Genomic DNA, 16,254 nt, shown 5'->3' with positions numbered 1-16,254 from the left:
ATGAAGGAAATTAAAATGTCAAATCATCCAGAGATCCTTAAGGTAACACAGCGTATTAAAAATGATGAAATAGGTGGGGCTGCTGATACAGCAAAAGAGCTGATCATTGCTTTATCAAAGATGGTCTCAGAGACAACCTTTACAAGTCGAGAAGATTTGGTAGAAACGATAGACGAGGATGTTATTCAGATTCTTAAAGTAATGCCTTCCCTAGCTCCGCCATTGAATGCCTTACACCGTGTGCTTGGCAGGCTAGAAGAAGCTTATGCAACGGATATCTCAGTTAATGAGCTAAGACACATTTTTATCCAAAGCTGTGATGAGTTTATCATCTGGGCGAACTCAGCAATCAGCAAAGTTTGGAAATATGGCGCTGAAAAGATTAACAATGGGGATGTTGTATTTACCTGGAGCATGAGCTCGTCTGTCTGGGGTATCTTCAGGGAGGCTAAAAAACGAGGCAAGTCATTTGAGATCATCGTAACCGAATCAAGCCCAACCTATGAAGGCTTCTGGACTGTGGATGAAATGGAAAAAGCAGGGATACCTATCTCGGTCTCTGTTGATGCTTGTATTGGAGAGATCATCCCTCTATGTAATTTATGCTTCGTAGGATCCGATTCAGTTTCGTCGACTGGATATGTCTTGAATAAAGTCGGTACTTATCCAGCTGCGTTGGTTGCTAAAACCCATGGAATACCATTCTATGTTGCTGCAGATACCTTGAAGTTTGACCCTGCCACTTTGATTGGCCTACCTTATATCATTGAGACCCTTAAACGTGATGATATTCTTAAGAATAAATACCCGGACCATATCAAAGTCATTGGTCATTTATTTGATATGACTCCCCCAGAACTCATCACAGCTGTGATAACGGAGATCGGTTTGGTCCATCCTTATGCAGCTATCTCCATCCTCATGCAGATGAAACTAAGCAATCGTCTGAATGAGCTTTTACCCTTATACGTAAATGGCAACTTGAAATAAACGACATCCGATTCTTCCAGGAGTTCGATATGCATCTATCTGAATGGCAAAGATTGGCTGATATTCTCGTGAACTATTCGACGAAGATCAAAAAAGGGGACAAGGTTCAAATTACCATGATGGAAGCGGATACATTCCCTTTGGCAAGAGCGGTCTATGCAGAGGTGATCAAAGCTGGTGGCTTGCCAAATATTGAATTTCAATCTGCCTATCTTGAGAGAGATCTGATGCTTTACGGTTCTGACGAACAATTGGATTGGGTCCCTGATTTACAGTCATTCGGGATGGATTGGGCAGATGCTTATATTGGATTGCGCGGCGCGCGTAACCCACACGAATTCAGCAGTATTCCGGCTCAAAAAATAGTCGCTCATAAACGCGCTATGGGAACAATCTCAGCCATGCGCAACCATGTTAAGCACTGGGTTTTAGTGCGTGTACCCAATGAATCCTTTGCTCAACAAGCTGAAACAAGCATGGATGAAATGATGAGTTTCTTCTTCAATGCAACACTAATTGATTGGGAGAAAGAATCGGTTCGCTACGGTGAGATCAAGGAGGTCTACCAGAATGCAGAAAGCGTTCGGATTCTTGGGAAGAATACTGATCTTCGTTTCTCCACACGCGGTCGAAAATATATCGTTGCTGATGGTCACTTCAATATGCCTGATGGAGAAATTTTTACTTCTCCCATTGAAAACTCTCTTGAAGGAAAAATTTATTTTGAATTTCCCGGGGTTTATGCCGGTCAGATGGCGAAAGGGATAAATTTGCAATTCTCATCCGGAAAAATTGTTAAAGCAACGGCCGATACGAACGAGCAGCTGTTGAATGAATTGATCAACATGGATGCTGGCGCTCAATTTATTGGTGAATTTGGGGTTGGTTTAAATTATGGGGTAGACCGGTTCTGTTCCGACATTCTATTTGATGAAAAAATCGGGGGAACAATTCACCTTGCTATTGGTCGTGGATTTGAAATTTGCAATGGAACAAATCACTCGTCCTTGCATTGGGATTTGATTAAGGATCTACGCTCGGAAGGTAAGATTTTCTTGGATGGCAAGATGGTATTGCAAAATGGAAAATATCAGGTGTAATTAAGATAATGGGAAACATGAAATACGGCGTCTTGATCGAATCGATCTATTCACCTTCTGAGCTGGTAAGTATTGCTAGGCAGGTTGAGGATCGCGGATTCTCTCATTTTTGGTATCCGGATGAGAAATTCTTTAAAGATTGTTATATTGGTTTATCCCTCGTTGCCCAGCATACCCAATCGATCGCCTTGGGACCCTGTGTGACCGATCCCTACTCCCGTCATCCGATTATGACCGCGGCAGCGATTGCAAGCCTTGCAGAGGTAGCCCCGAACCGAACCTGGCTTGGAATAGGAGCTGGTGGCAGAGGTTTCCAAGCCATCGGGGTCGAACGGAACCGGCCGGCAATCGCTATCCGAGAAGCGGTGTTTATCATCCGGGAATTACTGGCAGGAAAAATGGTTGATTACCAGGGAGAAGTCATCTGCCTGAACGACCGTTCACTGGATTTTACACCGACAGAGCAGGTACCCATCATGATCGCCACTGGGTATGGACACCTTGTCCAGAGTTTAGCAGGAGAGATCGGCGATGCAGTAATGTTAGCAAATATCTCAAGTCCTCAAATGATCCTTGCTGCGTTGGAGAATGTAAAAAAAGGCGTTAACAAATCTGGAAGAAATTTATCGGATATATACATGATATTAAGAGTCGATGTGGCCGTAAATCCCGATAAATCAGCTGCAAAAAGAGTCGTAGCGCCAATAATATTATCAGCAATGCGGGCAAGCTATCCGGGGTTAGCATATTTAGACGAACTGCCCGATTTTGAAATGTCTTCCAAGTTTCTGAAGGTGCTTGGGAAAAATGATTATAAATCCCGTAGCTTTTATCGGGATCCTGAAAATTCCGCACCTTTAATTCCGTCGGAATTGTATGAAAACCTAGCCATTGTTGGAGAGCCTGATGAAGTCAGGGAAAAAATAAAAAAAATAATTGACCTGGATGTTTTCAATGAAATAACGATTCGACCAGTGCCTGCTGGAGAACAAACAATTCTCAAGTGCATCGATGTTATTTATGAAGTATTGATTTGATTGGAGAAATTACATGGAAAGAGGAAATCAGAGAACGATCCACAAGCCACTAAATGTTCAAAGAGAACTATCTCTTCCAATCTTGTTGGGGCAGAAAAAAAGCAACCAGATTACAACGATATTGGCATATTTTGTTTTAATCATAGCAGCCCTTATTGTTCTATTTCCCCTTGTATGGATAGCTTTGACTTCGATAAAGGAACCAGTTTTAGCATATCAAATTCCTCCTAAATGGCTTTTTACTCCAACATTAGAAAATTATAAACAAATATTTCGAGATACACCCTTTGCGAGGTATTTTCTAAATTCCGCAATAATTGCATTAACTACAACTTTTTTTGCTATTTTATTTGGCTCATTTGCTGCATATTCAATTTCTCGATATAAAACTGGAGGTGGTTTTTTTAAGGGTTGGATACTTAATAACAGGACAATGCCAGCAATAGCGATCCTAATACCTATATTTTTACTTGCAAACATATTTAAACTATTTGATACCTATTGGGCGCTAATTATCCCTTACCTATCTTTTATTCTTCCATTTTCGATATGGATGATAATTAGTTATTTTGATGTAATTCCCAGGGATATGGAAGAGGCTGCCTTAGTCGATGGTGCAACACAGCTGCAGGCATTGTTATACGTAGATATGCCATTAGCAGCCCCTGGAATTGCAGCCACTGCTATATTGTCTTTCCTCTTTTCTTGGAATGAATTTTTAATGGCATTAATCCTTACAGGCAATAATACACGAACGTTACCGATAGCAGTGTCAAATTATCTTACTCAGAGAGGTGTACAGTATGGTCCACTAAGCGCTGCTATAGTTGTGATGATCATTCCTGTAACACTTTTAGCATTTTCAATCCGTGGTTACTTAGTGAAAGGGTTAAGCGCAGGTGCGATTAAATAAAGAAAGGAGTTAGCCTATAGAACCCATCAGATCCTATCTACAGTAACGATAACATCAGCCTATCAAAAAAACTATGTGAGGAGAAAAAATGTCTACTAAATCAGAAATTCTGAGAAAGTGTTGGGCTGTTGTAAGTCTTATTCTTATCCTGAGCTTACTTCTAGGCCTTGCAGCGTGCAATAAAGCTACTACTTTGCCGCCAGCACCCACTACCGAAGTCCAGGCTACAAAGCCGGTTGCAACAGCTGGTAATCAATCGACGACCACTAAGCCTTTCGAAGGTGTGACAATTACTACCCTCCAAGAAACAGTACCGGACCTGAACTACTGGAGGGACCAGCTTCCAGATTTCGAAGCCAAGACTGGTATAAAGGTCATCGTTGAAGAAGTGACCTATGCTGGTATGCATGAAAAGCTCGTTCCTCAGCTCTCATTGCCAGCTGGGCAGGGAGCCTATGATGTAATTGAGGTTGATAAGCAGTGGGTAGGTGAATTTGTTTGTGCCGATTGGCTTACACCTATTGGTGATTACGTCGCTCGAGATAATTTCGATACTTCTGTTTATATACCTGCATTATGGGAAATGATTGGTTCGGTGTACGGAACCACATACATGCTACCTTATTATCAATACTCCATGGGTCTGGTATACCGCACCGACATATTCAATGACCCCGTCCTGCAAAAAGAATACGAAAGACTTTATAATGTTCCCCTTAAAGTTCCTGAAAGCGTAGATGAATATGCTCAGGTAGCCAAATTCCTGACCCGGGATACCAACGGTGATGGAGAGGTTGACCAATATGGAACAGCGATGCAGCTTGCTCGCTTCCCATCCTACGGCGAGTATTCTCACCTGCTATTCGGATTAGATGGTTGGTATTATGATTCCAACTGGAATGCAGCCGTAAATGATGAGAAGGGTATGCACGCGATTGATGTGCTCCTCGATCTTGCTAAAAATGCAACAACACCAGCAGCTACAGGATATAACTTTGACGAACAGGTGGCATTATTCTCACAGGGTAACGCTGCAATGATCATTACCTATAGCCCAATGCCTCCCGTATTGGATAACCCAGCTAACTCACAGGTTGCTGGAAAATTAGGTTTAGCAGTGACACCTGGAGGTCATGGTATGCAGGGAGGTTGGGGTTGGGCAATTCCGAAAAGCGCGCCAAATCCCGAGGCAGCTTGGGAATTCCTCAAATGGGTAGAATCATTTGATGTTGCTAAGAAGCGAGGCTTAGCAGGTGGCGGTATTACCCGCACGGATGTGTTTGACGATGCTGAGGTTATGGCAAAGTATCCGTGGCAGGCAGCGATAAAGGAATGGATTGCTACTGGCAAACCGTTCCCGATCTTCTGCGGATCCCAACAGCTAATTGATATCCTATCACTGAATGTATCACAAGCATTGGCAGGGGAGAAAGATCCGCATCAAGCTATGGATGATGCAGCAGTAGAGATGAATAAAATAGTTAAAGGTGATCCATTGCTTAATAAATAGTAGCTAAGCTCAATATATTACAAAATGGGATGTTGATGTTTATGACATCAACATCCCAATCCTTTTATACCTTTTTTATATTGATTGATATGCGATACTCAAAAATTAAATTCTCCTTGATAATTCCGGCTGTTATCGCTATGCTTGTGGTGGCAATATTTCCTTTGATATATGCAATTAATACCAGCATTACGAAATATATGTTAAATCGTCCAGATCAAAGGACTTTTTACGCATTAAACAACTTTAAGGAAGTATTGACGGATCCAAGAATTTATTCCACGATGTGGACTACAATAAAATTTACTGCCTTAGCACTCTCCCTAGAATTGGTATTAGGATTCATCCTGGCTTCTTGCTTGATGAAAATCTCCAAATTTCGTAATATATTTGTCTCGATACTATTAATACCGATGATGATATCACCTATTGCTGTAGGTCTTATTTGGAAGTTATTATTACATCCTGATTTAGGCATAGTAAATTATTTGCTAAATGTTATTGGTATCGGTGGCCGGCCTTGGTTAGCGGATAGTTCAACGGCATTATTAACGATAATATTTGTTGAAGTGTGGCAATGGACTCCATTTGTGATGATCCTATTTTATGCGGGCCTTCTATCGCTACCACAAGAGCCCTTTGAAGCAGCAACAATCGATGGGGCCAGTGGTATACAAAGAATACGTTTCCTGACTTTGCCATTTATGACATCACTGATCGTTATTACTGCCACCCTACGGACGATCGATTTATTTAAAACATATGATCTGGTTTTTATCTTAACTAGAGGAGGACCGGGATCTTCTACCGAGACATTCGCATTCTATATTTTTTATTTAGGTTTTGTAAAACTTAATCTTGGACAGGCAGCGGCTGCCTCTATTCTATTTGTTATTCTCGTTGGAATCCTTACAGGATTCTTATTTACTCGATTACGTCAAGTTGAAGTGTAGGTGAAATTATAGGGGTGAAGGATGAAATCCACAGAGCCGTTGATACTATCGCTTGATATAGGAACTACTGCTCTTAAAGTAGGCCTGTTTTCTAGTGAGGGTGGACTGCTCCACATTGAATCAAGCGAGCAAGAGTTATTGTTCTTATCGGAAGATCGGGTAGAACAAAGCCCCCACAAAACATGGTCTCTTCTCACGCGGGCTGTACAAAAAAGCGTGGCTGGGTATGAACCGCGATTGATAAAAGCCATAAGCCTAAGCATCCAGCGAGGAACCGTAGTGCCTTTGGATCATGACGGAAATCCGCTAAGCGATCAAGTCGTCTGGATGGACAAACGAGGTGTCCAATTAACCCACCGAATGAATGAGTTGATTGGGAACGCTCCGTATTATGATGTCAGCGGCCATCCAATCACCTATATCACTGGCGTGAGCAAGTTGTTGTGGTTCCAGCAGCAGGGTGGTCAAATATGGAATAAATTGAAGGTGATTGCTCCTCCCCAAACACTGTGGTTAAAATGGTTGGGCTGTGAGGAATTAGTGTGCGATCGATCCCTCGGAACCTACCTTTTCCCATGCGATATTGATCATAAAGAATGGAGCAATGAACTCGCAAATCGATTGAACTTTCCTATCGATCATTTGCCAAAGTTAGTCGATGCAACCGAGATCGTAGGCTATTTATCAAAACAAACCGCTCAAGAGATGAACCTGGTTCCTGGAATTCCACTGGTAGCCGGAGGTGGGGATGGCCAGTGTGCCGGAATTGGTTGCGGAATCGTCGAACCAGGTTCGGTGATGGTCAATATTGGTACCGGGACAGGCGTTCAAGCCTATCTGTCTAGTCCCTTAAGGGATCCATTAAGAATCATTAATTGCGCAGCACATGTGGATCCACAGGGGTGGGAGATGGAGGGTCACACCGAAGCATCAGGTATCGCATTCAAATGGCTTAGAGACCAGCTCGGCGATATGGAAACCTTGCTGCAAAGAAAAACGGATCTTGATGCTTTCGATCTTCTCATTCTAGAATCTCAAGATGTACCGCCTGGTTCGAATGGCTTGATATTCTACCCGACCTTTAATGGGATGATAGCTCCAATAATTGATCAAAATGCCCGGGCCACCATTGTTGGCTTAAATCTCCATCATCAAAGAAAGCATTTGATCCATGCCCTGCTAGAGGGAATCTCTCTAGAAATTCGATGGATTCTTGACGCAATTAATAAAGCCGGCGTACAAATAGATACCGTCCATTTGGTCGGAGGCGGCTCCAAGAACAGAATTTGGAACCAGATGCACACCGACATTCTCAACAAGCCGATCAAGACCTTATTGACCACGGATGCAGCCCTGGTGGGAGCAGCCATGTGCGGAGCAGTAGCCATAGGCGAGTATGAGAACATCCAGGCAGCCTCACAAAACTTTGTAAAGATAAAGGAAACCATAGAGCCGATCAAGGAAAATGCTGATATCTACGAAAAAATATTTCTTAAATATCGGAAGATATTTATCGCGTTAAGTGAAAACCACATATTTCGCGACATAATAAATTAACCTGACTATTTCAAGGAATACCTGATGAACTCTAGAGAGCGCCTTATATCCAGTTTGGACCATAAGGAACCTGATCGCGTTCCGATTGATTTCTCCGGGACAACCGTTTCTGGCATATGTTGGCAGGCATATGACGAAGTGCGCAAATTGATTGGCCTCCAACCGACCGCACAGACAATTTTCGATCTCGGCGGAGCAGCAATCATGGGGTTGGCCATTCCAGATGAGTCAGTAATTGAAAGAATGCACTCAGACACTTCGATGGTTAATTTAGGAAACCCGGATACATATACCTTGAAATTTGAGCATGGTGAGAAATACGATACATACCTGGATCAGTGGGGTACGAGGTTGTTTCATCCCAAAGGCGGGCATTATTTTGATTTTCGGGAATTTCCGATTCAAAAGGGAGAATTAAACGATTTCCTTCAGCATGATGCCTGGCCTGATCCTCTCGACGAAGGACGTTTTAAGGGGTTGCGAGAAAACTGCCTGGAAGTCCTAAACAAAGATCGTGTCCTTATGGTTTGTCCCTTGTTTGGGGGCGGTATATTTGAGCAGCCGGCCCGTATCATGCCCATGATTGAATGGTTTACCGGGATCGGTAGTGATCAAAAATTCTCTGAAACAGTATTAAACAAGATGTATGAGCTTTATTCTCAAACAACCATCCGTATGCTTGAGGAGATCGGTGATATCCTTGATGTGTATGTTTATTGGGATGATCTAAGCAGTCAGAATGGACCATTAATCAGCCCGAATTGGTATAAGAGATTTGTGCAACCATTATACAAGAAGCTTTTTGACATAGTCCATTCCATGTCAAAAGCGAAGATATTCTTCCATTGTTGCGGAGCAGCTCGACCATTTATCCCCTCCCTGATCGAGGTGGGAGTGGATATTCTCAACCCTATTCAAATCTCTTCGGTCGGAATGGATCCAATAGGCTTGAAGCATGATTTTGGTAGAGATATCGTATTCTGGGGAGGAGCCTGTGATTGCCAGTCCATCTTACCTTTTGGAACAAAACAGCAAGTAATTGACCATACTAAAAGGAATATCGATGCGTTGGCACCGGGCGGAGGATACGTTTTTGCAAATGTTCACAATATACAGAATATGATCCCAGCAGAAAATATCCTGGCTATGTTCGATACATGTTATGAATATGGTGTATACAAAAGGTAGATTTCCTCTGAATTTTAAATTGGATCATTAATGAGTATGGTGTTATATAATCCTACCCCCACAGATTTGCCTCCAGATCGTTCGATAATAAAAAAGATGAATTTTATTTCCGCGGCAGATCACTCAAAACAAATCGCAGATCTGTATATTCCCAGGCAATTATTTTCACAAAAGATTCCATTGGTACTCGCGCCTCATCCGATTACATGGACAGCAGGAGAAGATTACCATATTGGTTTGAAAGGGTTATCTCGGGGATATCACTCAGGTTGGTACGGTATGGCGGAGCAATACGGGGTCGGGATTGTGATGCCGCATGGACATCACCGGGCAGCTGAGCTTTGTTCACTTGCCTCCCCTGAACAAATATCCGATATGGTTCAATTAATTGATGAGGTCGAAGCGATCGGGGTATTAATCGATCGCCACAGAATATACGCCTGCGGACTGAGCATGGGAGGGCAGGAGGCTTTGGTTCTGGCAGGAGCTCATCCGGAGGTTGTCGCAGCTGTCGTGGCATTTAATCCAATTATCGATCTTGCTTTCTGGCAAAGATCATTAGCTACCAGTGAGATTGAAGACATCCGAGCGTTTGGTACCGATCAAAAAATTATTAACGAAGTTGGTGGATCTCCAGATAAGGTTCCTGAGTTATATAATGAACGTAGTCCAATACATTATTTTGGTAACCTGACGAATACACCGATCTTATTGTATTGGAGTGAAAAGGACCTGATCGTTCCAGAGCAGGAAGCAATTCATTCCTATAGGTTGTACCAATTAATTAAGGGAGTTTCAAGTACCTCTCCAATTGCAGAATTCAATCATACATTTACCCACGGAATAACCGAATTCGGGAAAATAGAACGCTGGCAACTACATGAGTGGTGTGATTATGATCTGGCTTTACGTTGGTTATTGTCAATATCCAAACCATAATTACCGGTGAAGGAATATTTCTATAGTCAGATATGAAAATACAGCCCTTTTTATAGCCAGGATAAGGATTTTGATAATTTTTACTATTTCCGAGAAAATCCCAAATATTTATCATAATATTGGGCCGTGTGAACAAATGAGGGACAAGTGTAAAATGCCATCGATAGAATCAGGGATTTCTAAATGTATCCAATAATTAAGGAAATTTATCAGAATATTTTGTATGGTCAACAGAATGAAATTGTGATAAACATTCACTCTGCTCTGGATTCTGGATTCGCAGCAAAGACAGTGCTCGATGAAGGTATGATTACTGCTATGGCTGAAATCGGGCGGCAGTTTGAGGCTGGCGAGTGCTTCATACCAGAAATGTTAGTTGCTGCTCGTGCTATGCAGGTAGGGTTAACTGCACTCAAACCAAGTTTGAACGTGGATGGTGTTAAAGCTACTGGAATAATTGCCGTTGGCACAGTCAAAGGTGACCTGCACGACATCGGGAAGAACTTGGTGGCATTAATGCTGGAAGGTGCGGGCTTTGACGTAATGGATTTGGGAGCCGACGTTGATAAAGAAGAATTCGTTGCAATAGCAGAGAGCGTAAATATTATTGCCCTCTCTGCAATGTTAACCACCACGATGCCGAATATGAAAGAGATTATCGATGCATTAACCGCCGCAGGAAAACGCAGCATGGTCAAGGTGATTGTAGGTGGAGCACCACTAAATGAAGCATATGCTAAACAGCTCGGGTCAGATGGTTATGCGCCGGATGCAAGCAGCGCAGTGACATTGACGAAGTCCTTGCTTGCCATTTAATCCTACGTGCCAAGAAGGATAAGTAAGGATCTCCACAATTTGGATCCGGAGCTTCTCAACAATAAAAACATAAAAAACAACCATGTCGAAGAACCAATGGATACCCAACATGCTTCAAGATTACTAGCTTTATCGAAAAAGATTCATTGATAGGTTCTTGATCTGCGCCTAGGTTCGAGTTACCTGATTTAACTGCAACTGACTGCCGGTTTTTTATAAACACCATTAAAATCCATCATATATTTCAGGTGGTTTCACGGACTTATCGTACATAAGAAACATGCTCATAGCTCCACATATATCTGTGAATTATATTGCTGGCTGGTGACCCCTGCCAATAAGACGTATTGCTTGCATATGAATGGCTACATCCTCATATCATCCAAAAACTCAGATGCTGGCTCCACGCCGGTAACCAGCAAATGGTCGCGTGCCCTCGTGCATGCTACATAGAGTAAGTGCCGTTCGGTGTTATAGACATCTTCCAGATCCGATGTGTCCGTTACCTGTTCTATCCGATCCTGCAAAGGTATGACTTCATCATCACAAGCCATTACAACCACTGCCCGGAACTCAAGACCTTTTGCCAGATGCATCGTACATAAGGACGCATGTCCAACCATTGTCTCAATCTTCTGGTCAAGTACTTTGTAGGTAACTTCAGCATTTTCAATCGCAGCTTTTGCCCTTGAAATTTGAGCATCCGATCGAACAAAAACCCCGATTTCTTCAGGATGTAAACCATCATCAATACGCTCTTTAAGCCAGACTGCGACCGCTTCTATTTCAGAGGCTTCATCGCCAAATGACTCAATCGTTGGGGGTGGTCCATTGAAAACAGAGATCGTTCCGCTGCGTGTTTCAGTGATGCCATCCACATCGGCAATTTCAGGGCCAAGCAGTTTGTCAGATTGAGTGCGAATCTGGTGCGAGGTGCGATAATTGATACGTAAGGTCTTCGATCGGCCACGCACATCCACTCCCAATGCCAACCATGAAAATGGTTGCTGGAAAATTCGTTGGCCCAGGTCTCCAGCAAAGAAAAGATTATTTGGATGATCGCCACCAAGCGCTGCTAACAACCTGAGCTGAGGAATATTAATATCCTGGGATTCATCGATTACTATAAAATCAAAGGGTGCCCGTTGACCTGCTGAGAAAAACGTTGCCAATTGGCTAAAAAGCTCTGCATTGGTAATCAGCACATGTTCCTTCAGTGCAGACCGGGTTAGCTCGAATATCGACCATAGAGTTTTTCTGTGTGGCTCCGTGAGTCGCGTTTTACGGCCCAGCCGTAAAACATCGCGATAAGCCTCCCAAGTATTCAATTGCCATGCATCAACCACTTGGTTCCACTCTGTAGTTAGAAAGTGAAGATTGAAGGTGTGCCCTCCGACCATTTTCGAAGATTCAGATAATAATGCCTGGATAGTTTCAGCGGAAGCAATTTGAACATTCCCCAAATTTAATTTATAAAGCCGCTCACCGAGAGCGTTCATCGCATAGACTTCAATCTGGTCTGCCAAGCGCGGCTGGTTTTGAATCAGCATTCGTATTTTATTTTTTAAGGCATTAGCGAGGGTCTCGGAAAATGTTGCCAGGAGAATCCTTGACTCAGGATTCATCTTTGCCAGGTAGATAGCTCGATGAAGCGCAACTACCGTCTTGCCGGTCCCTGCCGAGCCGGAAACGCGTGCCGGACCGCTATAATTTCCGCTTACAATCTTTTGCTGCTCAGGATGCAAGAAGATGGTCCATTTTTCCCAGGGATACTCAAGAGCGCGTAGGAGTTCGTCCATCCCACTCATGATTCGGAACCGTCTGAGTGCATCGGGATGATCGAAGGGATCTAGAACAGCTGCAGGTACCGGCGAAGGTTGAGGTTCGCCTCCTACCGCCAGTTCAAGCAGCGCTTCAGCGGCTTCTGCAGGCAGGTGATCAGCCAAGTCAAGGTAGTTGTCCTCGGTGGCAGAGCGCACATCCTCCAGCCATTCAGGAGGGACACCGTAGGAAAGTAGCTCAGCTTCAGATTTACCAGCAAACAGTGGAGGTTTGGGCATCTCAACAGCCACGTAAGAGGGGATGATGATCTCCTGAACGGTTTCTCGCACCTCCACCAGCTGGGCTGCGCCGGTAGTTGGATGTGTTTCGAGCTTGCGCCTGGACGCCCACTGGTAGGCGTTGTCATGGTGACCGACGTAACAGATCAACAGGCTGTTTTCCCCCTGGTGGACGATCAAGCGGATATCATCGCTCACGCGCACTGAGGCAAAATTGGTGTCTTGTGCACGATCCAGTCTGTGAAAGCTCATACCCGGGCTGGCGGGATTGACCTGCAGATCGAACACAGTGGTCTTAACCACCTTCTGCTCGGGGTTGCTCAGCTTGCCCAGGCTGTCGACGAACGTGTCAGCAATGCGGAATTCCATCATCTCACCTTGAAGACCTTCATCACCTCATCCCCCAGGTGGTTGATGACTTTGACCGCGATGCGACCGGAGGCAGGTTGATCAAAGGGACGTGATGTGTCGCTGTGGAGTGATTCCCAGGCTTCTTCGTTGATCTCAGCTTTGAGTGTGGTCTTTAGGGCGGAATAGGGGTCGTTGGCACCCAGGAAATAAGCATGCCGAACAAAGAAGCTCTCTTCGTTGTAATCGGTGTCAATAAACCAACAGGCGATTCCTTCAGCGCCATCGCTGCGCACTTCGCCTGTATCGGGGTGGAATACATCTACCCCATTGATCTTTACCTGGATCTGCCCATCTTCCGCCTCCAGAATATCGATATCCGGCTCGCCGAAGATGACGAACAGGTTGCCCTTGCCTGTGCTTTTCAAGTCCTTCGCCATATGTAAATCGGCATTCATGCGCGCTTTGAGCACCGGGATGGCACCTAGTTTATTGAACTCGGTGGAACGTGCATCATAATTGAACGCGCAAGCTACCAGCACATCGAAGCCGGCATCTCCCGCCTCACGCGCTGCAGCCACCAGGTCGGGCCGACCTACGGTGCCAAATTCTGGACCGATGAAAATCCCTGCCCGTCGTTCGCGGCCTCTTTCTTCATCACCCTCGAAGTAGCGCCCTTCGGCAGAGATGTAATACCCTGGCCAGGGGGTGAGGGAGAAGAAATTGATCTTGTCTTCTTTATGCGCTTGCTGCACACCGGCAGTTTTGAGGTTTTCTAGAATCATTTGCTCGAAGCTCTGCCCAGGGGCATAGCCGGTTTTCCCCTCCGCTACTTGATCAATCAGCTCATCATTTTCGTCCACCCCTAGGACGCGATGAGGTGAGAGACTTTCAATTGTAAAAGGTCCAGCTACCCGAACCTTTCGATTTTCTTGGAACGGTTGATCATATAAGTATTCATTATCTGTGTTAGCAGCAATAGATGCATCGATTGCTTTTCGACGGTCGACGTGCAATTGCCACCATTTTTCATGTATTTTTTTTACTTGAGGAGGCCAATCAATATTTACAGTTTTAGGCACTTCCCACTCATGCCAACCTTTATGTAGGAGCAGATTTATTTGATCGAGTAGTAAACTAAATTCATGCTGATACTCTTCCCAAATCACAAATAATTCACTATTGTTTGCAATAGAACTTAATGTAATATGGGGAACACGTTCATATACAAAACCTTGCCTGATATTTTCATATGTTGGATTATTTGAAAAACCTTTATGATTAAGTTCAGCTTCTTTTTGCTGCCCTATTTGTGAATCTGAAAGCATATAATACGGAAATACTGAACCCATAATTCTAGCACGTGCTAACGCTAGAGCCACTCGCGATGTGTCAATTGTGATCCATCTTCTTCCCCACTGCTCTGCTACAAATGCAGTTGTTCCAGAGCCACAAGTTGGATCAAGAACAAGATCGCCTGGATCAGTCAACATTAATATACAACGTTCAATTACACGAGTCGATGTCTGTACAACATAACTCATATCAGTTTCACCACGTGTATCTGTCCATACATTCGTTAATGGTGAATAAGGAAAATCATTGAAAAACCGTTTAAAAATCCGTAATCCTTCTGCATGAACAAGGCGTCCAATCTTCCATAATAATTTTGTGCCATCTACACCGACTGACCAATGTCGTCGAGGTCCACAACTAAGTACAAATTTTTTACCATCAGCTTCTACCTGTATATCAGCAGATCCTTCCCTAGACGATCCCTGTGAAACTATCGGGCCTGTTGCATAGACACGAGAACCTATAGGTAGGGAAGATAGATCTCTGATTTCATCCTGGGTAATTGGTGTCGAGCGCGTTGTGCCGTCAATTAACTCAATATTCCTATGTTCTTTCGATCCTTCTCCTCCAAGAGTTTTGGGAACAAAAATCTGTCGATATTTCATTACATTGCTATTCTTGGCATAGATAATTAAATAATCAGATGCTATCGGTACATAACTAGTTTTTGTTTGACCACTAGTTTTTGTAAATGAAATAGTAGCAACATAATTACTTGTCCCAAAAACTTCATCCATCAATTCCCTTATATTATGTACATTTTCATCACCAATTTGAATAATTAGGCTTCCAGATTCGGTGAGTAAATCACGTCCGATGGTCAATCTATCACGAAGGTATGTAAGGTAAGAGTGAACACCATCTCGCCAAGTATCACGAAATGCTTTTACCTGCTCTGGTTCGCGGGTGATGTGATCCGCTTTACCATCCGTCACATCTCGGCTGGTTGTTGACCATTGAAAATTTGAATTGAATTTAATACCATATGGAGGGTCAATATAAATACACTGCACTTTCCCGTGTAGACCTTCTCTTTCAGCAAGTGATGCCATTATCTGCAAGCTGTCACCCAGGATCATGCGGTTGCTCCAGTTAGCCTCGTGCTGGTAGAACTCGGTTTTGGCGGCTTCACTGGGCAGTCCGTTGAAATCCGCAAACATATCCAGCTGTTGGGGGATACCGGCTTTCTCCGCTTTCTCGGTATGGCGAAGCAGGTCGTCAATTAGCACCTTGGGCTGGATCTTCTCCTGGATATAGAGCGGTGGGGCTTGCACGACCAGATCAGACCAATCCTGCAAGTCCTTGCCCCGCCACACCAGCTGCGGGTCCAGGTCTGGGTTCCGGCGCTGGTAAGCAACCTGGATTGGGCTTTGCAGCTCCTCACTCAACACGGACTGGAACTCTGCAGTAGGGATGTGCGTCCGTGAAGCCTCGGTGTGTTTGATAGATTCAACAGATTTTTTCGTCTTGTGGTTATTCCTTGCCAT

General features: G+C 43.9%; 12 protein-coding genes. 10 read left to right on the top strand and 2 right to left on the bottom strand.

Translation table 11 applies throughout. The features are described from left to right. From C3F13_14160 to C3F13_14115, 10 genes are all read left to right on the top strand, one after another. Entirely contained in the window at positions 1-990 is a 990-nt protein-coding gene (locus tag C3F13_14160; protein PWB51576.1) for a hypothetical protein, read from the top strand. A gap of 29 nt (positions 991-1,019) precedes the next feature. Continuing rightward, positions 1,020-2,090 (top strand): aminopeptidase, encoded by a 1,071-nt coding sequence (locus C3F13_14155; GenBank protein ID PWB51575.1) that lies wholly within the window; start codon positions 1,020-1,022, stop codon positions 2,088-2,090. An 8-nt stretch (positions 2,091-2,098) separates the two neighbouring features. Continuing rightward, positions 2,099-3,127: a hypothetical protein gene (locus tag C3F13_14150; protein PWB51574.1), complete on the top strand. Its 1,029-nt coding sequence runs from the start codon at positions 2,099-2,101 to the stop codon at positions 3,125-3,127. A gap of 13 nt (positions 3,128-3,140) precedes the next feature. Further along, on the top strand, positions 3,141-4,040 hold the full coding sequence (locus C3F13_14145; GenBank protein PWB51573.1) for a carbohydrate ABC transporter permease: 900 nt from the start codon (positions 3,141-3,143) through the stop codon (positions 4,038-4,040). 88 nt (positions 4,041-4,128) lie between these two features. After that, positions 4,129-5,550: an ABC transporter substrate-binding protein gene (locus C3F13_14140; GenBank protein PWB51572.1), complete on the top strand. Its 1,422-nt coding sequence runs from the start codon at positions 4,129-4,131 to the stop codon at positions 5,548-5,550. Positions 5,551-5,579: 29 nt separating this feature from the next. Continuing rightward, on the top strand, positions 5,580-6,503 hold the full coding sequence (locus tag C3F13_14135) for a sugar ABC transporter permease (GenBank protein PWB51571.1): 924 nt from the start codon (positions 5,580-5,582) through the stop codon (positions 6,501-6,503). A gap of 21 nt (positions 6,504-6,524) precedes the next feature. After that, positions 6,525-8,060: a hypothetical protein gene (locus C3F13_14130; GenBank protein PWB51570.1), complete on the top strand. Its 1,536-nt coding sequence runs from the start codon at positions 6,525-6,527 to the stop codon at positions 8,058-8,060. Between the two features lie 24 nt (positions 8,061-8,084). Beyond that, positions 8,085-9,248: a hypothetical protein gene (locus tag C3F13_14125; GenBank protein PWB51569.1), complete on the top strand. Its 1,164-nt coding sequence runs from the start codon at positions 8,085-8,087 to the stop codon at positions 9,246-9,248. Between the two features lie 30 nt (positions 9,249-9,278). Next, positions 9,279-10,187, top strand: coding sequence for a hypothetical protein (locus tag C3F13_14120; GenBank protein ID PWB51568.1), 909 nt, complete (start codon positions 9,279-9,281; stop codon positions 10,185-10,187). Positions 10,188-10,370: 183 nt separating this feature from the next. Then, positions 10,371-11,003 carry a cobalamin-binding protein gene (locus tag C3F13_14115; protein PWB51567.1) on the top strand — a complete coding sequence of 211 codons (633 nt, stop codon included), beginning with the start codon at positions 10,371-10,373 and terminating at the stop codon, positions 11,001-11,003. A gap of 365 nt (positions 11,004-11,368) precedes the next feature. Here the strand turns inward: C3F13_14115 and C3F13_14110 are convergent, their stop codons facing one another. Beyond that, positions 11,369-13,432, bottom strand: coding sequence for a DNA helicase (locus C3F13_14110; protein PWB51566.1), 2,064 nt, complete (start codon positions 13,430-13,432; stop codon positions 11,369-11,371). After that, positions 13,432-16,254, bottom strand: coding sequence for a site-specific DNA-methyltransferase (locus tag C3F13_14105; GenBank protein PWB51565.1), 2,823 nt, complete (start codon positions 16,252-16,254; stop codon positions 13,432-13,434). The genes C3F13_14110 and C3F13_14105 overlap by 1 nt, the downstream gene beginning before the upstream one ends.

The organism is Anaerolineales bacterium, assembly GCA_003105035.1.
In the GTDB taxonomy this organism is placed as follows: Bacteria; Chloroflexota; Anaerolineae; order Anaerolineales; family UBA4823; genus FEB-25.
Note: the sequence above shows the minus strand (reverse complement) of the source record. Positions and strands in the feature narration are given on the sequence as shown.

Bases quoted from the DNA above. Each gene is read 5' to 3' on its own strand.
- C3F13_14145 (PWB51573.1), top strand. From the start codon at position 3,141: ATGGAAAGAGGAAATCAGAGAACGATCCACAAGCCACTAAATGTTCAA.
- C3F13_14120 (PWB51568.1), top strand. From the start codon at position 9,279: ATGAGTATGGTGTTATATAATCCTACCCCCACAGATTTGCCTCCAGAT.
- C3F13_14155 (PWB51575.1), top strand. From the start codon at position 1,020: ATGCATCTATCTGAATGGCAAAGATTGGCTGATATTCTCGTGAACTAT.
- C3F13_14105 (PWB51565.1), bottom strand. From the start codon at position 16,254: ATGGCAAGGAATAACCACAAGACGAAAAAATCTGTTGAATCTATCAAA.
- C3F13_14125 (PWB51569.1), top strand. From the start codon at position 8,085: ATGAACTCTAGAGAGCGCCTTATATCCAGTTTGGACCATAAGGAACCT.
- C3F13_14140 (PWB51572.1), top strand. From the start codon at position 4,129: ATGTCTACTAAATCAGAAATTCTGAGAAAGTGTTGGGCTGTTGTAAGT.
- C3F13_14150 (PWB51574.1), top strand. From the start codon at position 2,099: ATGGGAAACATGAAATACGGCGTCTTGATCGAATCGATCTATTCACCT.
- C3F13_14115 (PWB51567.1), top strand. From the start codon at position 10,371: ATGTATCCAATAATTAAGGAAATTTATCAGAATATTTTGTATGGTCAA.
- C3F13_14130 (PWB51570.1), top strand. From the start codon at position 6,525: ATGAAATCCACAGAGCCGTTGATACTATCGCTTGATATAGGAACTACT.
- C3F13_14135 (PWB51571.1), top strand. From the start codon at position 5,580: ATGTTGATGTTTATGACATCAACATCCCAATCCTTTTATACCTTTTTT.
- C3F13_14160 (PWB51576.1), top strand. From the start codon at position 1: ATGAAGGAAATTAAAATGTCAAATCATCCAGAGATCCTTAAGGTAACA.
- C3F13_14110 (PWB51566.1), bottom strand. From the start codon at position 13,432: ATGGAATTCCGCATTGCTGACACGTTCGTCGACAGCCTGGGCAAGCTG.